The sequence below is a fragment of the Vreelandella profundi genome, assembly GCF_019722725.1.
GTDB lineage: Bacteria > Pseudomonadota > Gammaproteobacteria > Pseudomonadales > Halomonadaceae > Vreelandella > Vreelandella profundi.
Genome location: NZ_CP077941.1, coordinates 1,058,783 through 1,080,725, shown reverse-complemented (window position 1 = coordinate 1,080,725; position 21,943 = coordinate 1,058,783). Strand labels below are relative to the sequence as shown.

The following is a 21,943-nucleotide window of genomic DNA, read 5'->3' as shown; positions in this document are numbered from 1 at the left end:
TTTCCTATGGGTCGTCAACGACAGACTGTTAAGCAGCATATTATTGTTATTGCTAGCCGCGTCATCAAACTGGCCGCCAATATCACCAAAGTGCTTTGCTATCCTTTTCACGCTGCCTTTCCTAACAAGCGCTTTACGCTGCCAGCCTATGCGCCGCCGTTGCTTCAGCCCACCGCCAAGAAGGTGGCAATCCCGCAGATTATTTGGCAGACCAACTTTACAGACAAAGTGACGCTGCCTGTTTATCTAAACTATTTATTTAATCGCCTGATGGCCCCACGTTTTGAATATCGCTTTATGGTGACGGAAGCAAGGCATCTGTTTATTGCGGATCACTATGACAGTGAAATCACTCAGAACTATTTGAAATTACAGATAGGTGCCGCACAGGCTGATTTCTGGCGGCTGCTGGTACTACAAGAATATGGCGGCGTTTATTTAGATATCGATGCCCATGCTATTTGGCCGTTAAGCGATACGTTAGCCAGAAATACGGAGGAGCTGTACGTCGTCACGCGGCGTGGGGATTTCAGTAATTACTTTATTGCCAGCAAGCCTCAAAACCCGAATCTCGAAAAATTAATCAATCAGGTTAATAACAACATTAAAGACAATCAGCTCATTAACGTATTTGAGCTAACCGGGCCAGGCGTGTTCAATCAATTGCTAAACATACAAGAGGTGCCCACGGTTTCTTACCGCCATGCCTGCAACCAAGGCAGCTTTACTAACGAGCACTTCCAGTACATCGATAAAGCCGCGGGCAAGTGGACCAAAGAGCAACAAAAAGTGAGCATTGTTCGCCAAGAAGAATCGTAAGTATCTAAGCAAGAGGCCCTGAATTAACAGGGCCTCTTTTCACATAAGCGCCAATGTGACGTTTACTTATAAACAGGCAGCCGCGCACAAACCTCAGCGACTTTGTCCAACACCTGCGCTTCAATGGCGCTGGTGTCTTCGCCTTTGGCTAACACATCCAGAATATCGCAGATCCAGCCAGCCAGCGTGCTGCACTCTTGCTCCCCGAAACCACGCGTGGTCACCGCAGGCGTACCAATACGCAAACCTGAGGTTACAAACGGGCTTTGTGGATCGTTGGGTACAGCATTTTTGTTAACCGTAATGTGAGCACGACCGAGTGCCGCATCCGCATCTTTGCCGGTAACGCCTTGCTTGATCAGCGACAGCAGAAAGAGATGATCTTCGGTGCCGCCAGAAACGATGTCATAACCGCGATCAATAAACACCTTGGCCATTGCCTGAGCGTTTTTAACCACCTGCTGCTGGTAGGTTTTGAATTCGGGCTCCATGGCTTCTTTGAAGCAGATCGCTTTAGCGGCAATCACGTGCATCAACGGGCCGCCCTGACCTCCAGGGAACACCGCTGACTGCAGCTTTTTCTCGATATCAGCGTCGTTTTCCGCCGAGAGAATCACACCGCTACGCGGGCCGCGTAGCGTTTTATGGGTGGTAGATGTCACCACGTGGGCATGGGGCAACGGGCTTGGATAGACACCCGCCGCGACAAGACCTGCCACGTGAGCCATATCTACCAGTAGGTAAGCGCCCACTTCATCGGCGATTTCGCGGAACTTGGCCCAATCAACGATCTGAGAATACGCGGAAAAACCGGCGATGATCATTTTCGGCTTGTGCTCGCGAGCAAGCGCGGCCACTTGGTCATAGTCGATCAAGCCCTGCTCATTCAAACCGTACTGAATGGCATTGAAGTGCCTGCCTGAAAAGCTTGGCTTGGCACCGTGGGTCAGGTGCCCCCCTGCATCCAGGCTCATCCCTAGAATGGTATCGCCGGGCTTAACGAGCGCTAAAAAAACAGCGCTATTGGCCTGGGAGCCAGAATGCGGCTGAACGTTGACATAGGTTGCGCCAAACAGCTCTTTGGCGTAATCAATGGCCAGATTTTCAGCAATATCGACGAATTCGCAGCCGCCGTAGTAGCGCTTACCGGGATAGCCTTCGGCGTATTTATTGGTTAGCTGGCTGCCTTGCGCTTCCAGTACGCGGGGGCTGGCGTAGTTTTCAGAAGCAATCAGTTCGATGTGGGCTTCTTGGCGTGCTACTTCTTTCTGCATGGCATCAAAAAGCACATCATCAAATCCGGAAATTGTCATATCGCGGCTGAACATCGGCAGGCACCTCGTAACGAGAAAGAGTCATCATGGAAGAAGCGAGGGCGCTATCATAACGCAGCCTGACGCGACTTTCATCGCATCCGCGTCAGGTTGTTAGTGAACAGCATTCATCTTTAGGGCTTGGTGGTAAGTATCTGTGAGAAGCAGCTTCAGCTCGCGCATCTTTAGATTGCTATCCACCTCATCCCTGATGACTTGCATTTTTGTCGCCAAGATCGAATACTGTATATTCATACATATTTTAACCAGCCAGGATGCCGACAATGCCGGGCCAGCACTCTCTACTCATCCCTGCCTTGCCGTTAATATCTCAGCCGCAGCCTTATCTAACGTTGACGGGGCGAGCGGGGTTTAGCGGTTTTCCTTCGCCTGCGCAGGATTATGAGCCACGCACGCTAGACCTCAACACACGGTTGATAAAAAACCCTACTGAGACGTTTTATATCACCGCCGCGGGCGACAGCATGGAAGGCTGGGGTATTTTTGACGGCGATTTACTGATTGTCGACCGAGGAGTAAAACCTCGCTTAGGGCATATATTGGTGGCAATGTTTGACGGCGAAGTGTTGATTAAACGCTACGCGCTCTATCAAGGTACACCGCATCTTTGCTCTGCCCATCCGCATTATCCGCCCCTGCCGCTTGAAGGCACCGACTGCCAGCTATGGGGCGTGGTGCGCGCCGTCGTGCATGAATATTTGAGATGAGGGCTTAAGATGATTGGCTTAGTGGATGCCAATAATTTCTACGTCAGCTGCGAGCGTATCTTTCAGCCCAAGCTCGAAAGCAAGCCTGTCGGTGTTATGTCGAATAACGATGGGTGCATTATCGCCCGTTCAGCTGAACTTAAAGCGCTGGATATTCCCATGGGGACACCGGCGTTTAAGCTTGAAGAGCTGCGTCAGCGTGGCGAGATCCACCTGCTGTCGTCTAACTACGAACTTTACGGCGATATGTCAGCACGGCTGACTCAGCTGCTGCGCAATGCCTGCCCGGACGTTGCCCCTTACTCAATCGATGAAATGTTCGTCTATTTAGACGGTTTCACGACGGAGCAGTGTGAGGCTCTAGGGCGCAAGCTGCGTCAGCGCATTCGGCGTCATTTAGGCCTGCCGGTATGCGTTGGGCTGGCCCCCACGCACACGCTCGCCAAACTGGCTAACCACGTTGCTAAGCAAGATCCTTACTACCAAGGCGTTTGTCTACTTGGAGGGCAGGATCACAAGACGGAGGCGCTGCTCAAGCGTACGCCGGTGAGCAGCGTGTGGGGCGTCGGGCATCGGCTGGCCGAGCGCCTAGCCATTAGCGGCGTGAGTACCGCCTGGGAATTAAGAGAAAGCGATGAAAAACAGCTGCGTAAGCGTTTCTCAGTAGTGCTCGCACGCACGGCGCTTGAGCTACGCGGCACGCCATGTTTAACAATGAACGCATTGGATCTGCCGCGCCAGCGCATTATGACATCGCGCTCGTTTGGTAAATCGACTGGCGACTTTACACAAGTGCATAACGCCCTACGCCGACACGCCCAGCGTAGCGCTGAAAAGCTGCGCGAGCAGCGTAGCTTAGCCAGCGCCGTGATGGTATTTCTTAATACCAACCGCCACCGTCGCGATCAGCCGCCATACTTCCCGCAGGCGCTAATCGCCCTGCCGTCGCCCAGCGACGATACCCGCGCTATCCTTGATGCGGTTCGCCAAGGGCTGGAGCAAATGTACCGCCCCCATCACCACTTTATGAAGGCTGGTGTAATGCTCGTCGACTTAGTCGATGCCGAGCGACACCAGCTGTCACTGTTAGGGCCAACGCCCCACCACCATCATCATCCACTGCTGATGGCAACCGTGGACCAGATCAATCAGCAAATGGGACAAGGAACGATTAGTTTTGGCATGACCAATGCGCCGGCCGCCTGGCAGCTGCGCTGCGCCCATCGCTCGCCTCGTTTCACTACGCGCTGGGATGAGTTAATGCAGGCAGGCACTCATCCTGGCGCTATCGATGCGTGTACTTCACGGACGTAACCGCTACCCTAGGCATCCATTGCCCGAATAACGTTGCCTCTATGCCCCTCTCTCGTCCCGATCAAGAGTACGCTCCAGCACCTGGCCTAGCGCAGCGGTGGGCAAACCGCTATATACAAGGCTACTTTCGCCGCCATCCGGCACTGGCAGCACCCAACCCGCAGGCGCTGAAACGCGCACGGCGCTGGATTATCACCTGGGCGGCGGTTGCCGGGATGATTTCCGGCACGCTGATTGGCGGCGCGGAATGGTGGATGCGTGAATTTGCCACCGATAATTGGAATGCGCTGAGTTTCAGAGATCAGCTTCCCTACTGGGCCGGCTACATGGCCGTGGCAGGCAGCATTACCGCGCTAGAAATTGGCTTCTTGTACTGGAATGCGCTACGCGGCGTCGCGAACATTACGCGCTTGGCAGGCTTGCACTATGGCCAAACCGAACCGCTAGAACCGGATATTCAACTGACGGTACACGGCGTTTCACGGGCAGCCCTGGAGTACCCAAGCCCGGGCAGTCTTATCTATGGCGTTGACCCACATGCCTACCTGCAGGGCTGGAAAATAACCGCCAGGGCCCTGCTTTATCGCTTAAAAATCAGCTTAAGCAGCTTCCTGCTTCGTTTACTGCTACGCCGCTTATTAGGCCGCCTGACGCTGCGCGGTTTTCTGCCCGTGTTAACAGGGCCCCTGTACGCTATTTGGAACGCCTGGATTGCCGCAAGTATTATTCAAGAAGCCTACTTACAGGCCCGAGGGCCAGCGCTAATAAAGCAGTTAATGGCAACGCTAGCTGACAGCGACGCTCATACTCGCGGCTTAGTGGCACAAGGGGTGGGTGAGCTCATTATGCGCAACCAGCACCCGCATCCGAATTTAGTACTGCTTCTGGCCCGTCTGCTAGACAGCCTGCCCGACAAACCGCAGGCTATTGACGTTGATTGGCCAGCTGCGCTCCACGACTACGCGCAGCTAACGGGCCCGTCACGGCATACGCTGCTCAGCGCACTTACCCAGACGGCGCTGCTCAGCGGCACCTACCGTGGTGCGAGGAAGCGATTTTTAAAAGAAGTATTTGCGACGTGTCAAACGCCGCTGCTAGAGAAGGATGTGAAGGCCCAGCAGCAGCGTCTGTTATCAGGCGAGGTGCCGTAACGGTTTAAACAGACTTGAGGGCATGACGTAGCCGCGGACTGAGGATTTCACCGAGGATCGCCATAGCAACCAAGATTGCCAGGAGCCACGGCCAGTGCGCGGCAAACGAAACCTGATAAACGCCGAGCGCGTCGACAAAAATCACCACAATACCGAGCGGACTCACGTAGCGCACCATGGTCAGCCACAGCGCATAGGATAGCGGCGCCAGCCCCAGCTCATCGCGAAAGGTCTCGCTTTTTAATACATAGCCTGCCAGCACTACCATGCCCAACCCACCCAGCGGCATCATCCAGCGTGACGTCAGGTAGTCCAGCCAGTCGAAAAAGGTTTTTCCCGCCAGCGTCCAATCAGCGCCCAGATTAAACGACAGCATTGCCAGGGTACTGATCAGCCACAGCACAATACCCGTTGCCCAAGCAGCGGCCGGGCGCGACAACCCTTTGTTATCGCATAGCCAAGAGACCGTGGCTTCCACCATGGAAATAGCGGAGGTCAACGCCGCCATAGAAAGCATTAAGAAGAATAAGATGCCAAATAGCGTACCCAGCGGCATCGCCTGGAAGGCCAGCGGCAGGCTCATAAAGATCAGCCCAGGGCCTTCACCAGGGTTCATTCCGTTAGCAAAAATGACGGGGAAAATCGCCAGGCCCGCCATCAAAGCAACGACCGTATCGGCGACGGCAACGCTCACCGTGGTGCGGCCAATAGAGGCGTCCTTGGGCAGGTAGCTGCCGTAGGTCAGAATCGCGCCAGAGGCAAGTGAGAGCGTGAAGAAGGCGTGTCCGAGCGCTGCCAACATGCCCTCACTGGAGAGGCTGCCGGCATTGAAAGAGAATAGAAAGCTCACCGCCGCGCCAAAGCCACCGGAAAATAGTCCAAAGCCAATCAGCACGACCAGCATGACAACCAGCCCTGGCATCATCCAGCTGACGCTTTTTTCAATGCCGCGCTGCACGCCTTTGCCCACAATGAGCATCGTAAGCAGCGTGACAAAGGTACTCCAGAAACCAAGGTTGAGCGGGTTAGCATTATTAGCGCCAAACACCGCCGCCATATCATCAACGTTGCTGGCTGAAAGCCCGCCGGTCAGCATCTTCCACAAATAGGCAAATGACCAACCGGCCACAACCACATAAAACGATAGCACCATAAAGCCGCACAGCATCGCCATCCAGCCAATCAATGACCACGCAGAGGAGCGGCCAGACTCATTGACCACGCGTCGAATAGCGTCCACGGGGCTGCCGCGCCCACGTCGCCCAAAGGCAATCTCCGCCATCATTACCGGCACACCGACGGCAAAGATACACGCTAGATAAACCAAGACGAAGGCCCCGCCACCAAACTCCCCAGTGATATACGGGAATTTCCAGATATTGCCTAGCCCAACCGCCGAGCCGGTTGCTGCCAACATAAACCCCCAGCGGCCTAGCCACTGAGTGCGAGGTTGCCCAGATGAGGTCATTAGCGCATTTATCCTGTCATAAAAAGGCGCCTATTCTAGCAGCCTGCCGGACTTAACGCAGATCTACTGCAAATGCCGATCTCTCAACCCGCTTCACGCAATCGATTTCATTAATTAGGCATACACGGAGGCTTTAGCCGCGGCATCCAAACGCTGAGCAGTTTGATCCACTTGGCGCAGCCAGGCCAACAGCGCTGCGCCAATTATCACAAAACCGCCGGCCAGCCAAAGCCCAACGCTATAATGCCCTGACGCCTCTGCCAGCATACCGGTTAACGCCGGCGCACAAATTTGTGCCGCGCCATAAGCTAGGGTCATCTGGCCCATCAAGCGTGCGGGGCTTGATGGATACAGCCTGCCCGCCATGGTCAACACAAGGCTGACACAGCCAAGGAAGGTACCGCCATACAGCACGGCGCTCAGCAGTATGCCGGCCAGGCTTGAAGTTATGGCGGGCAGCACGATGCCGACGGCTTGTATCAGCATCGCGACAATCAGTGCGCCCAAATAGCCTATCCGCCGGGCGATCAAATCCCAAAGCATCACCGCAGGGGCTGCCGCTAAGCCCACCAGGGCAAACGTCCAGTTGCCCGCCCCCACCAGCAGCGGCTCGCGCTCCACAATTGTGACAATAAACGTGGCGCTGATGACATAGCCGTAGCCTGCACAGAAATAGGCAGGCAACATCAAGCGCATAAACGTACGCGAAGGCGGCATAACGGGGGATGCACTTGCCTCACCTGCGCCAAGTAAGGGTTTTACCGGGCGTGGCAGCCACCGCCATGCTGGCACTAGCAGCACAGCACCCAGCACACTAAAGCCCCACCATTGGGTCTGCCAATTAAGCGAAAGCTGGAGCATCATCTCGACCGCTAGCGCCGCGACTATAATGCCCAAACCCACCCCGGCAAAATGAATACCTAGCTCGCCGCGCTGACGATGCTGAATCAGCCAGTGGAGAATGAGACCAGAGGCCAGTAGCATTGAGCCACTGCTAGACAGGCCCGCCAGAAAGCGTAGACCCGCCCATAGCCAAAAGTGATCGGTTAACGCCATACCAGCGGTGGTCAGCACCGCCAGCACTAACCCAATCCGGTACAACGTGTCCTTGATATAAATACTGCGCACGGATGCCGCCAGCACCGCCCCCAGGATGTAGCCCGAATAATTAAGCGCCGCAAGCCAGCCGCCATCAGCATCGCTCATCCAGGTCTGCTGCTGCATCACCGGCAATAACGGTGTATAGGCGAACCGGGCGACCCCGACACATAATATCTGGCTAAAAACCCCTGCCAGCAGCACTTTAAAGCGCCGGGAACTTAGCGTTACTGCGGTCATCAAGGGCTCCTAAAACAACGTCACTTATTGTTATGTTAATTAACATGCATATATTCACAGACATGCATTTATTAACATAGTAAGGCGTTTTAGGCAGCGCGTCATGACGCCTAACCGGTTGAGCACGAACCAGCGAAGCCTTCACCACGGCTTTTTCTACACGGCGGGCCGGAATCTGGCAGACTAGAGGCGATAAACATCCACCTTAATGAGTGAGCAAAAACGATGAGCGATACGGCAAAACCCTGGACACAGCCAATGCCTGAGGCACAGTTCAAATTAATGCGCGATATTCTTGCCGCGCCGAGCCCTGTGGGCTTGGAAGCCGCAATGACGTACGGCGTGCTCAAGCCCCATTTTGAAAGCTTTGCGCCTAAAAGCTGGCATCTTCATCAGTTCAAGGGCAATGCGGGCGTGGTGCTAGATACTCACCCTGACCGCGATGACATGTTCAAAGTGATGATCATCGGCCATGCGGACAAAATCCGTATGCAGGTGCGCTCTATTGGTGAAGACGGCAAGATTTGGATTAACACCGACTCCTTCTTACCTTCTGTGTTGATTGGTCATGAAGTGAAGCTATTTAGCGAAGACCCGGAAAAACCCGGTAGCTATCGCAGCATTGAAGGCGGTACGGTCGAAGCGCTGGGCGCTATTCACTTCTCCGACCCTGCGCAGCGCGATGGCAGTAAGGGTATTAAGAAAGAACAGATCTATCTGGATCTGCAGATTCATGGCAAGAATAAGAAGCAGCAGGTCTTGAACCTGGGTGTGCGCCCAGGCGATTCGATTATTTTTGACCGCCCTATTCGCCCCGGCTTTAGCCCCGACACCTTTTATGGCGCCTACTTAGATAACGGCCTAGGTTGTTTTGTGGCAGCGGAAGTAGCACGCCTGATCGCCGAGGCTGGCGGCACGAAAAACGTACGCGTACTGTTTGCGATCGCCAGCTATGAAGAGATTGGCCGTTTTGGCAGCCGCGTGATGGCCGGGGAAATGAAGCCCGACGCACTGATTGGCGTCGATGTTAACCACGACTATGTGGGCGCACCGGGTATCGGCGACAAGCGCATGCAGCCGCTAGAGATGGGTAAAGGCTTCACCATGGCCGTGGGATCGATTGCCAGCGAGCAGCTGAACCGTATTATTGCCAGCGCCGCGAAAGAACATGATATTCCGCTGCAGCGCGACATTGTTGGCGTTGATACCGGAACCGATGGCATGGCGGGAGTATTAGCTTCTATCGACAGCGCCGCCACTTCTATTGGCTTCCCGATACGCAACATGCATACCATCTCGGAAACCGGCCATACCCAAGACGTACTGGCCGCTATTCATGCGCTGACGCACACACTGCAAGCCCTCGATGCTATTCCAGACTTACAGCGTGAATTCTTGGACAACCATCCGCGCTTGGATCAAGCAAGCCCGTTAACCCATCAGGGAAGCGATAAGCCTGACAGTGAAAGTGATGAAAGCGAAGAGATTAAGCCTGCGTAGGCAGCGCCCGCGCTATTAGTGCTTTTTACGTCCTTTTAAAATGGCCCGCTAGAGATCTTCTAGCGGGCCATTTTTTGATTAAGCTCATCCCGTCGCTACTCAGTACTACGTCTTTCCTCACCTTCCGACCACTACTAAAGTTGCATTCTTACGACCAACGTTCAATAAACGAAAGTGGTAGGATTCCCTCCGTTAATTAGCCAGTACTTACACATTATTGCTTATCAATGGAGTTAATAAATGGGAGTTTCATCGCAAGGCTGGCGCCATTGGACGCCCCTGCTGGCCGGGCCACTGCTGTGCATACTGGTACAGCTACTCATGCCCGCCACACTTATCGACCCGGCGCCACGCCTGGTACTTGGCCTAACCGTCTGGATGGCCGTGTGGTGGGTAACGGAACCCGTACCGATTCCAGTCACCTCGTTTTTACCCATGATTATTTTGCCGCTAAGCGGCGTGATGACACTCGATGACACCGTGGTCGGCTACGCAAACCCGGTTATCTATATGTACATGGGTGGTTTTATACTGGCCATTGCCATTGAGCGTTGGAATTTACATCGCCGCATTGCACTGAATATCGTTAGCCGTATCGGCAATAGCCTGCGTAGCATTGTGCTCGGCGTGATGATCGCCTCAGCCTTTCTTTCCATGTGGATTTCAAATGCCGCCACGGCATTAATGATGCTACCGATAGCCATTGCCCTGCTCGGAGAGCTGGATGAGCGCGATCAGTTCGATGGCAAGCAGCGCGATTCGTTTGCACGCGTGCTGCTACTTACCGTTGCTTACTCAGCCTCCATTGGTGGCCTGGCAACGATTATTGGCTCAGTGCCCAATGCTATTGTGGTCGCCATGATCCCGCAATTTTTTGACGGGGTTGAAATTAGCTTTTTAGATTGGATGATTTTTGCACTGCCTCTCACTCTGATCATGCTCGTCATCTTGTACGTCTATCTCACCCACATTTATGCCAAGGTTCCCAATACGCGCTTAGAAGTTAACTTCGTTGCCGAAGAGTTAAAAGCACTTGGCCCCATGGGGCCCGAAGAAAAGCGCGTACTGGCGGTGTTTGTCACCACCGCACTCGCATGGGCGTTAAGGGGTTGGTTAGCGCCCTTCTTTGATCTACCGCTAAACGATACATTAATTGCAGTTATCGCGGCCGTGGCACTATTTATTATCCCAGCCCACAGCGAAAAACGTAGCCTGTTAGTGTGGGATGATATGGCACGCCTGCCGTGGGGGCTGTTTATACTTTGGGGCGGTGGTATGACGCTCGCCGCCGCCTTCAGTGCGAGCGACTTAACGGGCTGGATCAGTCAACAGCTGGAGGTACTGGACGGGGTTAATTACTTCGTGCTAATTCTCTTTATGGTGCTGCTGATGCTGTTCCTCACCGAAATCATCTCTAACACCGCAACGGCCAATATGGCGCTGCCTATTACGGCGGGAATGGCTGCCGCGATTACCACAGGCAATCCGCTGGGCCTAATGGTGGCCGTTGCTCTGGCAACCACCTGCGCTTTTATGATGCCGATTTCCACGCCACCTAACGCTGCCGTTTTCTCCAGCGGGCGAATTTCGATTAAGGAAATGGCAAAAGCAGGCTTTGCGATGAATATCGTTAGCGCTATTATCATCACACTATTTGTTTACTTTATTATGCCGTTGCTGCTCCCTATGCCGTCTTAATCCATAAAGCAGTTTAAGATTGCACACAAAAAGAAGCCCCGGCCATTCCTTGGCCGGGGCTTTATTAAACCTTCCATGATACTTCTTCACAAACGTCCTGTTTGTGCTTCCATGAGTACTTAAAGCATTCCTAGCCTTATCTTCCCTGTTGCCACGTCCCTGTTCTTGAAGGCCACAATGCGCCTTATACCCATGGATTTATCTAACCTGTGATATGCAGTCGAAAATAAATGACGGTTGAAAGATTTAAAATTAGAACAAGCAACTTGCCAACTTTCCAACCAAAAACATACAATCATGCACGTTTCGCTACCTACAAGGATGATACCCGTGACTCAATATACTTGGTTGTCTGCCGCCGTGATTGGCTTGGCTATTTCGCCGATTGTCTCGGCAGATAGTTGGGAAGGAAGTATTGGCGCTGGCGTGCTCTACACGCCTGATTACTTAGGCAGCGACGACTACGACACAAAGCTATGGCCATCGGTAAATCTCACCTATGGCGAGACCTTCACCATCAATCCGCGCTCTGGCATTGAATGGCACGCTATTCGTGATGGCGGCTGGACCGTATCGCCTTTTGTTGGCTACACCTTTGGGCGTGACAACAAAGGTGATATCAGCGCTTTCGAAGAAGTAGATGGCGGTGCAACGCTAGGGCTTCGCGTTGGCTATGAGCAAAGAGAATGGCAATACAGCGTAGCAGCTAGCACGCCGTTCACCGGTGATGTGGATGGCGCTGAGTTTGAAATAGCAGCGGCTTGGCGTACTCCGCTCAGTGAGCGCCTCTTTTTCTCTTTATCGCCAAGCGTTCATTACTCAAACGAAAAATGGACAGAGTATATGTTCGGCGTTTCAGCACGCGACAGCCTGCGCAGCGGCATTGCCCAATACAATCCTGACGACGGATACTGGCGGCTTGGTGTAAGCAGCAGCCTGACTTACGCGTTAACACCAGAATGGTCGGCAACAGGTTTCGTGGGAACGAGCTACCTCACGGGCAGCGCATCCGACAGCCCTATCGTGGATGAGCTAGGCAGCGATTGGCAAACGGTGACCGGCTTATCTCTCAATTATAATTTTTAACAGGCCCGCGCTATATTTCGTGAAGCTTCGTCGCATCATCTCGCCAGCGGTTAGACGCTGCCAAAGAGGCCTGAATCAAAGGCAACTTCGAGCATGATCGGTCTCGTTTACCGGTTGGCAATGAGCGTGAGCTCATCCTCTTTCCTGGCCGGCCAGCCGGTAGTTAAAAAACAGCGGTGGGCAATGCCCGCCGCTGTTTTCGCTTTATATACACATCGTGCTGATTACCGCGCCAGCCACGCCATCAGTGTCTCAGCCGTGAGCGCAGAAGAAGGTGGGTTTTGGCCCGTGATCAGTTGACCATCTTCACGCACGTAGGGGGTGAAATCATCCGCCTTGCTGTAAATGCCTCCGCATTTTTGCAGAGCATCTTCGACGAGATGCGGCACGACATTGGTTAAGCCAACGGCTTCTTCTTCGCCGTTCGTAAAGCCCGTTACCTGACGGCCTTTAACCAGCGGCTCGCCTGCGCTGTTTTTGGCATTCACCAGCACAATCGGCGCATGGCATACCGATGCCACCGGCTTGCCTTGGGCAATAAACGTTTCGATCAGACGAATAGAATTAGGATCATCGACGAGATCCCATAGCGGGCCGTGGCCACCTGGGTAGAAAACCGCGTCAAAGTCATTGGCGTTCATACCGCTTAAACGATGGGTAGCGGCAAGCTCAGCCTTGGCCTTTTCATCCTGTTTGAAGCGGCGCGTTTCATCGGTTTGGCTATCTTCTGCATCACTGGTGGGGTCCAGCGGCGGCTGCCCACCTTTAGGTGAGGCCAGAGTTACCTCAGCATCTGCGTCTTTAAACACATAATAAGGGGCAGCAAATTCTTCTAGCCAGAAGCCGGTTTTCTTGCCGGTATCACCTAACTGGTCGTGAGATGTCAGCACCATTAAAATACGTTTGCTCATACATGTTCTCCTGACAGTGAGTAGAGAAACAGCGTTGATTGCTACCTCTATTACTGGGGGCACAGTTCTTGAGTTACAAGCCATATTGCTAGCGACAAGCAGATAGCCACTTAGCGCTTCTATGCGCCAATGCGATAACATAGCGCGGTGATTATTTTTTCATACCAGCGAGCACGCCGTGAGCATTGAAGCGAGAGATTTTTATCGCAATGGGCCAGCACACCGCCCTGAATGCGCCAGCAGCTTTGCCTTAATCCGGCGCCAGTTCGATTTTCGATCCATTGAAATTGGCCGCTGGGTCACTAGCGCTGAGCGCGACCGGGCAGCGGAACTCTTTCACGATGCGCTGTGCGACCTAATGCTGATTCTAGAGGGTCCAGAGACACTGATTTCGCTGCGCGGCTCCATAGCCTTACAATACGGCTGTGGCGGCCGGCCTGGGGTTTCTGCTCACTACGACCCCAGCCAACGCAGCTTTGCACTCGCTAAAAATGCCGGGCCCGGCAGTATTGCGCATGAGTGGTTTCATGCCTTCGACCACTACATTGCCCAGAAATGTTTTCGCGGCACGCCCGCCAGCATGTTCGCCTCGACTGCCTGGCTAGCCGAAGCCACGCCGGTTCCCCACTCGCTAAATCAGCTGCTAATGCGCTGCTTCAAGGCCGTACTTTTGCAACCAGAAGGCGACCAGCCAAGCACACTGTTTAAACGCTCGGTGCAGATGGACAAGCAGCTTGGCCAGCTCTATTACAGTAAGCCCGAGGAACTTTGTGCCCGCGCTTTCGAGGCTTTTATACAGGACGCTGCCATCACCAATCACTTCTTAGTCAAAGGCACAAAAGCGTCGCCGGAGGCAGACAAAGGGCTTTACCCCCAGGGCGAGCAAAGGATCCATATTAATACCGCATTCGGCGAATATTTTGGCAGGCTGGGCAACGCGCTTAGCGCTTAACATACGTCCTGAGAGTTCGCATAAAGCGTGGTGATATATCGACGGAATGGTCTACGCTTATATCGTCAACATTGGAGGTTTATTATGTCTGAACAAACGTGCGCATGCCCGAAATGTACGTGTTCTATCGATAGCAAGCCCGTTGAGAAAGAGGGAAAGCTGTACTGCTGTGAATCCTGCGCCACCGGCCACGCTGATGGCTCTCAAGACTGTGGCCATAACTGCAAGTGCGGGAAATAATCCTTCTACTTAGCATTTTCTGCTACTGTAACCGCGCCCGACAGTACCACTGCCGGGCGTTTTTGCAGCTCAGGCTGCCAATATGGAAAAGTTGCTCAGCCCCTTTCGCCAGCGTGCGAAATAGCGTAATTGTGACTAAGCTGTAGCAACGCTCACTACTCAAAGGAAGAGAAAATGTCTACTACTACTATCGTCGTTATCGTTGTTGTTCTCGTTGCCGTGCTGGGTGTTGGCTTTAGCGGTGGGCTGCCGTTCTAAATTAATCATGCTGGGCTTCAATGGCGATGGAATCTCGCCATTGAAGCCCAGTGTATAAATTCAATACTCTACGTCATCCGGCACGCCGTGGCGTAACGGTGTTAAAGAGCCGCACTGGAACGCTGTAGAGACCTAAGCTGGCAGCAGCTCTCGACTTCTTTGTTCACGCACACTCCTTTAGGAATGGCGTGTTACAAAGTAAAGGAATGGTTTGAGCTGAACCTTACTGCTCAGAAACGCCTGCACCAGACTCAGCGGCGTCCGCTTCACCCTCCTCGACTATCTCTTCGGCCTCTTGCTCTTGCCCCTCAGAAGCTTCAGGCTTGGCCTGATCCTTCCGCGCAGCAGTCAGAGTTGTCAATATACCGAAGTGGTCGGAGCCTTGGACTCTAACCCGGTCAATATCAATCAGGTGAAAACCGTCTGAAACAAACATGTGGTCAATCGGGTATCGCCACCAGGGGCGTTCAGCGTGATAGGTACTCAACAAGCGCCGACCACGCCGAGGATCCTTAAGATCGCTTAATTCAGCGAATAGCTTAGTAGTCCTAGACCACGCAACGTCATTAAAATCCCCTGCGACGATCCAACGGTTGTCCGGGTCTTTTTGCACATGCCGGGCAATCAGCATCAGTTCAGCATCGCGTTCACGACTGTCCTGACGCTCCTCATCGTCGTTAGCAGCATTTCTTTCCAGTAGCCCTGGCGGAACCGGATGAGCACCAATGAACCGTACTGGCCCGACTTCTGGCATATCAAGGGTCGCGAAGACCGAAGGTCGACGTTCAGAGACCAAGTGCTCAACCCCTTTTTCCAGCAGCGGGATACGCGACCACATCACGATTCCAAGCCCCTCTTCACGAACTTCTCCAACTCGGTGTGCGTACTCCTCATCAAGTGACGCTAGCCCCTCATTCAATGCACTATCAACTTCGATCAGCAGCAATATATCTGGATCTTCCTGCTCAACCATGTTTAGTATTTCAGCATAGTGGTCGTTAGCGAAGGTGACATTGGCGGTGAGTACTTTCAGCGTCGGATGAGGCCTGTCAGGCTCAGCTTGGGCGGTTGGAACTTCAGTCGCCCATACCGCCGTGAAAGGCAAGATATGCCACGCGTGCCAGCCCGCAATCATCACAATGACAGCCAGCCACGCTTTGTGTTCTTTACATTGTCGGCTTCGCCACGCGTGTATTGCCAATAGCGATAGAGGCAAAACCAGCAATACGGTCAACTGTAGGCGAGGGAAATCCCACACCCTTATCCACCACTGACCGCTAGGCACCAACGGCAGTAGGCTCACCACTACCAGAAAGACCATCATCAAGCGGATGATCCATAAGAGTAGCTTTAAAAACATTGGAGCTTTAAAAGATAGAAGACTTTTAAAAGACATAGCACCTCTCATTAGCACCACCTAAATTTGGTGGCAATGAACGCGGGAACTCCCTTATGTTCTTTCGAAGACGATCAGGGATATTGATGAAAAATCTAAGTCAATAAAAGCATCCGTCGAAACTGAGCAGACCCACCAAACTTTAGATAAAAGCTCTTTAAATTCAAAATATTAGCCAATAAACAATAGTTGATGCAGGGCCTGAAAAAAAGACGGCGGCGGCTTACGCCTAGTAAAGGGACTTGCTCACAGTGGTGCAGCGTCCAAAATTGTTCAACTCTGCTCAGTTGAGGGCCAAAACTAAAGTATGGGCCGGTCAAACTCAAGAAACAAAAAAGCCGCTGAAATCAGCGGCTTAATCTAAATTCTGTGGCGGAGAGGGAGGGATTCGAACCCTCGAAGCCTTGCGGCTTACACACTTTCCAGGCGTGCTCCTTCGACCACTCGGACACCTCTCCACATTTTGGCTCCATTCAAAGGCTGAACCTTTCTCAACAGAACGGCGCACATACTATGGTCTAAGCCGCGAAATAGCAAGCCTTTTCAGGCCTGGAGCGCCTATGGATTAGCGTTGCGGCAACACGGCGTAGCTGCCGCTGGCTTCCAAGCAGAGCGTTTCTCCACAGTAGAGCTGATGGCTCAGTGCAATACGCCCTTTACCACGTTCGACCAGCCTATTGGCAAGCTGCTCGGGGCCTTCGGGCTCAAGCGGTGTGCATACTAAACGATAGTTATCCGCGACCGGGGCAAGAAAGCGCTGGCTAGCCTCAGCCACCACCACATCGCGCGCGATGCCGCGCTCGCGCAGCCATAGCGTGACCCAGCACCAACCTTGCAGCGTGGTTTGCGCCGTCAGCGCGCCGCCAAAACCCGTACCTTTATCGTTAAGGTTAGGCTCCAGTGCCAACTGCCAGGTGAGCGCATCACCTTCGCGCGCCATTTCGCTGATGCCTAACGCGCCCACCATAGGGATCGCCTCGCCTAGCCACTGCTGAAAGGCAGCGAGATCTTCCTGCTGACCATTGGGCAGCGGCAGGCGCGGATGCGGTACGCCCGCTTGGCGGGATAGCTTCATAGGGACGCCTGCCTAATCCCAGCGCTCGACAAAGTCAGCAACGCTATGCTCCGCCACTGGCTTATGGCGACCGCCTAGCGCGCCTAAATAGATGAACGCGACAACCTCATCGTCTTCACTCAGGCTCAGGCCTTTGCGTACCACCGAGTCGAACGCGTACTTCCCGCTGCGCCACATAGCGCCTAAGCCCTGTGCGTGGGCGGCCAGCAAAATACCGTGGGCGGCGCAGCCTGCGGAAATCACCTGCTCCATTTTAGGTACTTTATCGAGCTCTGGCGTGACCTTTGCGATGACGGCGATCACCATCGGCGCGCGCATCGGCTTTTTACGCGCCGAATTGAGAACTTCGTCGCCGGCGCTAGGGTCTTCCTGAAACTCTGCTTCGGCAAATAGCTCGCCTAGGCGCTCACGCCCTTCCCCACTGAATTCAATGAAGCGCCAGGGGCGCAGCTCTTTATGGTCGGGTGCGCGCAGTGCCGCCTGATAAATGGCACTGAGCTGTTCGGCACTGGGCGCCGGCTCAACCAGTTTGCCCATTGAGCTGCGTTTGTGAAGAAGCGTAAGTGCATCCATTAATGAATCCCCATCCAAGTTCAAATTCAATCGCGTGAGACTACTTTAGCATCGTCATTTATAACACCGCCGTTTACTGCCTTGCCAGCCGCAGCGGTGTAGGCGGCGTCAGCCCTGGCGTTGCGCGCCAAGGGCTAATATCCAAACCGCCACGACGCACATAGCGGGCAAGCACCAGTAGCTGGGTGGGCTGTGCATACGTCATTAGGTCGGTAAAGATATGCTCTACACAATGCTCGTGGAAATCCTGGTGCTGACGAAACCCGATCAGATAGCGTAACAGCCCTTCGCGATCAATCTTTGGCCCTTTATAGCGAATCAGCACGCTGCCCCAGTCCGGCTGGCCGGTAACGGGACAGTTAGATTTGAGCAGATGCGAATACAGCGTCTCTTCGACGATCTCATCGCTTACCCTTAGATGAGCGCTGCTCGGCGTGTAATCGTTAACTGCGATGTCTAAGTCGTCCAAGCATTCGCCCGGCAAGCACTGCACGGTAAGCTCAGGGGCATCCACATCAAATAACTCAACGCTTACCTCGGCACCCGCTGCGATAGAAAGATCATTGGCAAGCGTCTGCATCACGTCTTCACGGCTGTAGAAGCGGGTTTGATTGAAGCTATTGAGATAGAGCTTCCACGACTTAGACTCAATCAAATGGGGCGAGCTGGCGGACAGGCGAAAGCGAGCCACGGCCACCACGGGCTTGCCGCGAGAATTTAGCCAGGACACTTCAAACGCATGCCATTCGTCTTCACCCACAAACGGTAAAGCCCCCTCTTCAATCCCCAGCGGCGCTCGGTTGGCCGCGCGCGAAATGGGATAAAGCAGCGCCGCGTCATACTGCTCGGGATACGCGGAATCGCGCCCTAGCGGCGCATTTTCTAAAGTATCAGGGCGATGTGCCATTATCTGTCACTCTCTGCTTAATGCTGTTATGCAATTAACTACGAATACCTTTACCGCGCTCCAGCATCGCCAGCGCAATGCTAAAGAGCACGACAATAAAAGCGAAAATAGCGGCGAGCGCCCAGCCAACGGGGATATCCGAGACGCCTAAGAATCCGTAGCGAAACACGTTAACCATGTACAAGATAGGGTTGAGCATGGAAACGCTCTGCCAGAAGTCCGGCAGCATCGAGATAGAGTAAAACACTCCGCCCAGATAGGTCAGCGGGGTAAGAATAAAGGTCGGCACGATGGAGATGTCGTCAAACTTATTGGCCAGCAAAGCGTTGATAAAGCCACCAATGGAAAACAGCGCAGACGTGAGCACCACCACTAATATTGTGAGCAGCGTATGCTCCATGGTTAAGCGAGTAAAAAACAGCGAAACCACGGTCACAATAAGCCCCACGCCCAGGCCACGCGCCATACCGCCTAAAATAAAGCCGGACAAAATCACCCAGTTAGGCATCGGCGATACCATCATTTCTTCAATTGAACGCTGAAATTTGTTCGAAAAGAAACTCGATGCCACGTTGGAATAGCTGTTGGTAATCACGGACATCATGATCAGCCCTGGAACAATAAAGTCCATGTAGTTGAAGCCGTCCATGTCGCCAATGCGCGAGCCGATTAAATTGCCAAAAATAATGAAATACATCGCCATCGTGATAGAGGGCGGCAGCAGCGTTTGCGGCCAAATGCGCGTGAAACGCTTAATTTCTTTCAGCACCAGGGTCCACAGAGCGATCAATGTTTGGCTTGCATTCATGAGCGAGGCTCCCTGTTGTCGGCATCCGAGCTCTCACCGCTTGAAGCGTCAGCACGCTGATCTATCGCCCCCTGGTTGCTGCCTTTTACCATCGACACAAACATCTCCTCTAAGCGATTGGCTCGGTTACGCATAGACACCACCTGCACACCCTGCTCACTTAGCGCATTGAACACATCATTCAAGCGCTGGCCGCGATGCACCAACAGTGAAAGCTGGGTGGGCTCTAGCTGATGCAGCTCAAAGCCCTCAACATGCGGCGTCTCTGCGACCGGCTCAGCCAAATCAATCAGAAAGGTCTCTGTATCAAGCTCAGCCAACAGCTGACGCACGCTGGTATTACGCACAATGTCACCATTATTGATAATAGCGACATTGCGACATAGGCTCTCCGCCTCTTCCAGGTAGTGCGTCGTCAGGATGATCGTCGTGCCTTCATCTTGGTTAATCCGCCTCATGTATTCCCACATACTGCGCCGCAGCTCGATATCGACACCGGCAGTGGGCTCATCCAAGATCAGCAGCCGAGGGCGATGCATTAGCGCCCGGGCAATCATTAGCCGTCGTTTCATTCCACCGGAGAGCATGCGTGCGTTGCCATCGCGCTTTTCCCAAAGGCCGAGATCCGTAAGAAGCTGCTTGGCCCGCGGTAGCGCCTCGCGAGAGGTCATACCATAGTAGCCGGCCTGAGCCAGTACGATATCGAGCACTTTCTCGAACTGATTGAAATTAAACTCTTGGGGCACAACGCCTAGCTGATACTTGGCTTTGGCAAAATCTTTATCAATATCGATGCCAAATATAGATACGTTACCCGCTGTTTTTTGCACCAGCGAACAAACAACACCCAAGGTCGTGGACTTACCGGCGCCATTGGGGCCTAAGAGCGCAAAAAAATCGCCCTGCTGGACGTCGAGATCAATACCTTTAAGCGCCTGAAAGCCGTTGGCGTACACTTTGGTAAGGCCACGGATCGACAATGCCGGTTCGGCCATGAAAATGTCCTGTCAGCAAATATAAGAAGAGAAGGTAAAAGATTAGGGCGCAAACTAATTTTTCAAGGCGAGAGACCACTCACCAAGCGCCAGACACACAAACAATGACGCCCAGCAAATAGCTGACGCATCATAGAAATAGGGGAAAATAACACTTAATGCGCTTGGAGCGGGAAAGGAGATTCGAACTCCCGACCCTCGCCTTGGCAAGGCGATGCTCTACCACTGAGCTATTCCCGCAACGCAAAAAACTGCATATAAGCGCAAGATGGCGTCCCATAAGGGGTTCGAACCCTTGTTACCGCCGTGAAAGGGCGGTGTCCTAGGCCACTAGACGAATGGGACACTGTAAGCACTACAAATACTTGGAGCGGGAAAGGAGATTCGAACTCCCGACCCTCGCCTTGGCAAGGCGATGCTCTACCACTGAGCTATTCCCGCTTATAGAATTCTTGCTATCGGAGATGGCGTCCCATAGGGGGTTCGAACCCCTGTTACCGCCGTGAAAGGGCGGTGTCCTAGACCACTAGACGAATGGGACACTGTAAGCATTACAAATACTTGGAGCGGGAAAGGAGATTCGAACTCCCGACCCTCGCCTTGGCAAGGCGATGCTCTACCACTGAGCTATTCCCGCATTCCGATAAACCTAACGACGAAAGTGGCGTCCCATAGGGGGTTCGAACCCCTGTTACCGCCGTGAAAGGGCGGTGTCCTAGACCACTAGACGAATGGGACGTTTCAATACCTCGTTGAGGTGGCGCGTATGTTACTCAGACCTCTCTTAGCTGTCAAGCACTCTAACACACTGGTTTAGTGTGCTTAACGGCGCCACAAGCCTTTAACATCGCGATTCAGCGTGCCGCTGGCAAGGCGTGACATAATCGCCCATGCTGAAACTCAAGGTGACTAAGCGCTGTCATTAGGTTAGAAGCGTTAACGGCCTTTAGGCCAAGCACTGCAAAGGGAGATTAACCAGAATGGCTAAAATTGATAAAAAGCCCGAAGAGTGGCAAAAACAGCTGACGCCAGAGCAGTACCGCGTAGCGCGTGAAAAAGGTACAGAGCGCCCGTTCAGCGGCGATTATCAGGTATTGGATGCCCAAGGCATTTATCACTGCGTGTGCTGCAACGCCCCGCTATTTGAGAACGAGCATAAATTCGACGCTGGATGTGGCTGGCCTAGCTTTGATCGGCCGTTAGGCACCCGCTGCGTGGAAGAGCATCAAGATGGCACCCATGGTATGCAGCGTACTGAGGTGGTCTGTTCCCACTGCGATGCCCACCTGGGCCACGTTTTTCCAGACGGGCCGCCAGAAACGACTGGTTTGCGTTACTGCATTAACTCAGTGTCATTGGAGTTTCACCCCGACGAGTAATCGCGGCTAAAAGGAAACCCAGCAAGGCGGGCGC

The 21,943-nt window shown here is 53.4% G+C and carries 20 protein-coding genes and 7 tRNA genes; 10 read left to right on the top strand and 17 right to left on the bottom strand.

Translation table 11 applies throughout. The annotated features are described in order from the left end of the window. Positions 1-6: 6 nt before the first annotated feature. The gene (locus KUO20_RS05010; protein ID WP_235041794.1) at positions 7-819 is read left to right on the top strand and encodes a glycosyltransferase family 32 protein; all 813 of its coding nucleotides are present in this window, start codon (positions 7-9) and stop codon (positions 817-819) included. Between the two features lie 62 nt (positions 820-881). Here the strand turns inward: KUO20_RS05010 and glyA are convergent, their stop codons facing one another. Next, positions 882-2,147, bottom strand: a complete 1,266-nt coding sequence (glyA, locus tag KUO20_RS05005; RefSeq protein ID WP_235041793.1) for a serine hydroxymethyltransferase — start codon at positions 2,145-2,147, stop codon at positions 882-884. Between the two features lie 269 nt (positions 2,148-2,416). On the opposite strand from glyA, the gene KUO20_RS05000 reads away from it, so the two are divergent. The 3 genes from KUO20_RS05000 to KUO20_RS04990 are packed head-to-tail and all read left to right on the top strand — an operon-like array spanning position 2,417 to position 5,325. Further along, positions 2,417-2,860 (top strand): LexA family protein, encoded by a 444-nt coding sequence (locus KUO20_RS05000; protein ID WP_235041792.1) that lies wholly within the window; start codon positions 2,417-2,419, stop codon positions 2,858-2,860. Between the two features lie 9 nt (positions 2,861-2,869). Further along, on the top strand, positions 2,870-4,174 hold the full coding sequence (locus KUO20_RS04995) for a Y-family DNA polymerase (protein ID WP_235041791.1): 1,305 nt from the start codon (positions 2,870-2,872) through the stop codon (positions 4,172-4,174). A 41-nt stretch (positions 4,175-4,215) separates the two neighbouring features. Continuing rightward, a complete protein-coding gene (locus KUO20_RS04990; RefSeq protein ID WP_235041790.1) occupies positions 4,216-5,325 on the top strand; it encodes an LBF_2804 family protein in 1,110 nt (369 codons plus the stop codon). Between the two features lie 4 nt (positions 5,326-5,329). Here KUO20_RS04990 and KUO20_RS04985 read toward each other — a convergent pair whose 3' ends face one another. Continuing rightward, complete coding sequence (locus KUO20_RS04985; protein ID WP_235041789.1) at positions 5,330-6,793, bottom strand: sodium-dependent transporter; 1,464 nt, start codon at positions 6,791-6,793, stop codon at positions 5,330-5,332. A 114-nt stretch (positions 6,794-6,907) separates the two neighbouring features. Then, on the bottom strand, positions 6,908-8,131 hold the full coding sequence (locus KUO20_RS04980) for a YbfB/YjiJ family MFS transporter (RefSeq protein ID WP_235041788.1): 1,224 nt from the start codon (positions 8,129-8,131) through the stop codon (positions 6,908-6,910). A gap of 225 nt (positions 8,132-8,356) precedes the next feature. Between KUO20_RS04980 and KUO20_RS04975 the strand changes: the two genes are divergently transcribed. From KUO20_RS04975 to KUO20_RS04965, 3 genes are all read left to right on the top strand, one after another. Further along, complete coding sequence (locus KUO20_RS04975; protein WP_235041787.1) at positions 8,357-9,631, top strand: M20/M25/M40 family metallo-hydrolase; 1,275 nt, start codon at positions 8,357-8,359, stop codon at positions 9,629-9,631. A gap of 240 nt (positions 9,632-9,871) precedes the next feature. Next, entirely contained in the window at positions 9,872-11,329 is a 1,458-nt protein-coding gene (locus KUO20_RS04970; protein ID WP_235041786.1) for an SLC13 family permease, read from the top strand. A gap of 330 nt (positions 11,330-11,659) precedes the next feature. Next, the gene (locus KUO20_RS04965) at positions 11,660-12,415 is read left to right on the top strand and encodes a MipA/OmpV family protein (protein ID WP_235041785.1); all 756 of its coding nucleotides are present in this window, start codon (positions 11,660-11,662) and stop codon (positions 12,413-12,415) included. 224 nt (positions 12,416-12,639) lie between these two features. Here KUO20_RS04965 and KUO20_RS04960 read toward each other — a convergent pair whose 3' ends face one another. Beyond that, complete coding sequence (locus KUO20_RS04960) at positions 12,640-13,326, bottom strand: type 1 glutamine amidotransferase domain-containing protein (RefSeq protein ID WP_235041784.1); 687 nt, start codon at positions 13,324-13,326, stop codon at positions 12,640-12,642. A gap of 178 nt (positions 13,327-13,504) precedes the next feature. On the opposite strand from KUO20_RS04960, the gene KUO20_RS04955 reads away from it, so the two are divergent. Both KUO20_RS04955 and KUO20_RS04950 read left to right on the top strand, forming a co-directional pair. Beyond that, positions 13,505-14,278: a CLCA_X family protein gene (locus tag KUO20_RS04955; protein WP_235041783.1), complete on the top strand. Its 774-nt coding sequence runs from the start codon at positions 13,505-13,507 to the stop codon at positions 14,276-14,278. An 84-nt stretch (positions 14,279-14,362) separates the two neighbouring features. Then, a complete protein-coding gene (locus tag KUO20_RS04950; protein ID WP_235041782.1) occupies positions 14,363-14,518 on the top strand; it encodes a metallothionein in 156 nt (51 codons plus the stop codon). Between the two features lie 481 nt (positions 14,519-14,999). Here KUO20_RS04950 and KUO20_RS04945 read toward each other — a convergent pair whose 3' ends face one another. The 13 genes from KUO20_RS04945 to KUO20_RS04885 form a co-directional block, all read right to left on the bottom strand. After that, positions 15,000-16,100 carry an endonuclease/exonuclease/phosphatase family protein gene (locus KUO20_RS04945; protein ID WP_235042424.1) on the bottom strand — a complete coding sequence of 367 codons (1,101 nt, stop codon included), beginning with the start codon at positions 16,098-16,100 and terminating at the stop codon, positions 15,000-15,002. Positions 16,101-16,542: 442 nt separating this feature from the next. Further along, positions 16,543-16,630, bottom strand: a tRNA-Ser gene (locus tag KUO20_RS04940). A gap of 107 nt (positions 16,631-16,737) precedes the next feature. Beyond that, positions 16,738-17,247 carry a YiiD C-terminal domain-containing protein gene (locus KUO20_RS04935; protein ID WP_235041781.1) on the bottom strand — a complete coding sequence of 170 codons (510 nt, stop codon included), beginning with the start codon at positions 17,245-17,247 and terminating at the stop codon, positions 16,738-16,740. A gap of 12 nt (positions 17,248-17,259) precedes the next feature. Further along, positions 17,260-17,820, bottom strand: coding sequence for a nitroreductase family protein (locus KUO20_RS04930; protein WP_235041780.1), 561 nt, complete (start codon positions 17,818-17,820; stop codon positions 17,260-17,262). Between the two features lie 73 nt (positions 17,821-17,893). Further along, complete coding sequence (gene queF, locus KUO20_RS04925; RefSeq protein ID WP_235041779.1) at positions 17,894-18,727, bottom strand: NADPH-dependent 7-cyano-7-deazaguanine reductase QueF; 834 nt, start codon at positions 18,725-18,727, stop codon at positions 17,894-17,896. A gap of 34 nt (positions 18,728-18,761) precedes the next feature. Further along, positions 18,762-19,535 carry an ABC transporter permease gene (locus KUO20_RS04920; RefSeq protein ID WP_235041778.1) on the bottom strand — a complete coding sequence of 258 codons (774 nt, stop codon included), beginning with the start codon at positions 19,533-19,535 and terminating at the stop codon, positions 18,762-18,764. Then, a complete protein-coding gene (locus KUO20_RS04915; RefSeq protein WP_235041777.1) occupies positions 19,532-20,530 on the bottom strand; it encodes an ABC transporter ATP-binding protein in 999 nt (332 codons plus the stop codon). The genes KUO20_RS04920 and KUO20_RS04915 overlap by 4 nt, the downstream gene beginning before the upstream one ends. 165 nt (positions 20,531-20,695) lie before the next feature. Continuing rightward, a tRNA-Gly gene (locus KUO20_RS04910) sits at positions 20,696-20,770 on the bottom strand. 29 nt (positions 20,771-20,799) lie between these two features. After that, positions 20,800-20,875: transfer RNA gene (locus KUO20_RS04905), tRNA-Glu, on the bottom strand. 21 nt (positions 20,876-20,896) lie between these two features. After that, positions 20,897-20,971 (bottom strand) — tRNA-Gly (locus KUO20_RS04900). Between the two features lie 24 nt (positions 20,972-20,995). Next, positions 20,996-21,071, bottom strand: a tRNA-Glu gene (locus KUO20_RS04895). A 21-nt stretch (positions 21,072-21,092) separates the two neighbouring features. Next, positions 21,093-21,167, bottom strand: a tRNA-Gly gene (locus tag KUO20_RS04890). Positions 21,168-21,192: 25 nt separating this feature from the next. After that, a tRNA-Glu gene (locus KUO20_RS04885) sits at positions 21,193-21,268 on the bottom strand. 242 nt (positions 21,269-21,510) lie between these two features. Here KUO20_RS04885 and msrB point away from each other — a divergent pair. Then, positions 21,511-21,909 carry a peptide-methionine (R)-S-oxide reductase MsrB gene (gene msrB / locus KUO20_RS04880; protein ID WP_235041776.1) on the top strand — a complete coding sequence of 133 codons (399 nt, stop codon included), beginning with the start codon at positions 21,511-21,513 and terminating at the stop codon, positions 21,907-21,909. The last annotated feature ends 34 nt before the right edge of the window (positions 21,910-21,943 follow it).

What these genes read in the sequence shown, in the direction of transcription:
- KUO20_RS04915 (WP_235041777.1), bottom strand. Translation starts at nt 20,530, where the DNA reads ATGGCCGAACCGGCATTGTCGATCCGTGGCCTTACCAAAGTGTACGCC.
- KUO20_RS04980 (WP_235041788.1), bottom strand. Translation starts at nt 8,131, where the DNA reads ATGACCGCAGTAACGCTAAGTTCCCGGCGCTTTAAAGTGCTGCTGGCA.
- queF (WP_235041779.1), bottom strand. Translation starts at nt 18,727, where the DNA reads ATGGCACATCGCCCTGATACTTTAGAAAATGCGCCGCTAGGGCGCGAT.
- KUO20_RS04995 (WP_235041791.1), top strand. Translation starts at nt 2,870, where the DNA reads ATGATTGGCTTAGTGGATGCCAATAATTTCTACGTCAGCTGCGAGCGT.
- KUO20_RS04945 (WP_235042424.1), bottom strand. Translation starts at nt 16,100, where the DNA reads ATGATGGTCTTTCTGGTAGTGGTGAGCCTACTGCCGTTGGTGCCTAGC.
- KUO20_RS04975 (WP_235041787.1), top strand. Translation starts at nt 8,357, where the DNA reads ATGAGCGATACGGCAAAACCCTGGACACAGCCAATGCCTGAGGCACAG.
- KUO20_RS04970 (WP_235041786.1), top strand. Translation starts at nt 9,872, where the DNA reads ATGGGAGTTTCATCGCAAGGCTGGCGCCATTGGACGCCCCTGCTGGCC.
- KUO20_RS05010 (WP_235041794.1), top strand. Translation starts at nt 7, where the DNA reads ATGGGTCGTCAACGACAGACTGTTAAGCAGCATATTATTGTTATTGCT.
- msrB (WP_235041776.1), top strand. Translation starts at nt 21,511, where the DNA reads ATGGCTAAAATTGATAAAAAGCCCGAAGAGTGGCAAAAACAGCTGACG.
- KUO20_RS04950 (WP_235041782.1), top strand. Translation starts at nt 14,363, where the DNA reads ATGTCTGAACAAACGTGCGCATGCCCGAAATGTACGTGTTCTATCGAT.
- glyA (WP_235041793.1), bottom strand. Translation starts at nt 2,147, where the DNA reads ATGTTCAGCCGCGATATGACAATTTCCGGATTTGATGATGTGCTTTTT.
- KUO20_RS04960 (WP_235041784.1), bottom strand. Translation starts at nt 13,326, where the DNA reads ATGAGCAAACGTATTTTAATGGTGCTGACATCTCACGACCAGTTAGGT.
- KUO20_RS04935 (WP_235041781.1), bottom strand. Translation starts at nt 17,247, where the DNA reads ATGAAGCTATCCCGCCAAGCGGGCGTACCGCATCCGCGCCTGCCGCTG.
- KUO20_RS04990 (WP_235041790.1), top strand. Translation starts at nt 4,216, where the DNA reads ATGCCCCTCTCTCGTCCCGATCAAGAGTACGCTCCAGCACCTGGCCTA.
- KUO20_RS04920 (WP_235041778.1), bottom strand. Translation starts at nt 19,535, where the DNA reads ATGAATGCAAGCCAAACATTGATCGCTCTGTGGACCCTGGTGCTGAAA.
- KUO20_RS04985 (WP_235041789.1), bottom strand. Translation starts at nt 6,793, where the DNA reads ATGACCTCATCTGGGCAACCTCGCACTCAGTGGCTAGGCCGCTGGGGG.
- KUO20_RS04930 (WP_235041780.1), bottom strand. Translation starts at nt 17,820, where the DNA reads ATGGATGCACTTACGCTTCTTCACAAACGCAGCTCAATGGGCAAACTG.
- KUO20_RS05000 (WP_235041792.1), top strand. Translation starts at nt 2,417, where the DNA reads ATGCCGGGCCAGCACTCTCTACTCATCCCTGCCTTGCCGTTAATATCT.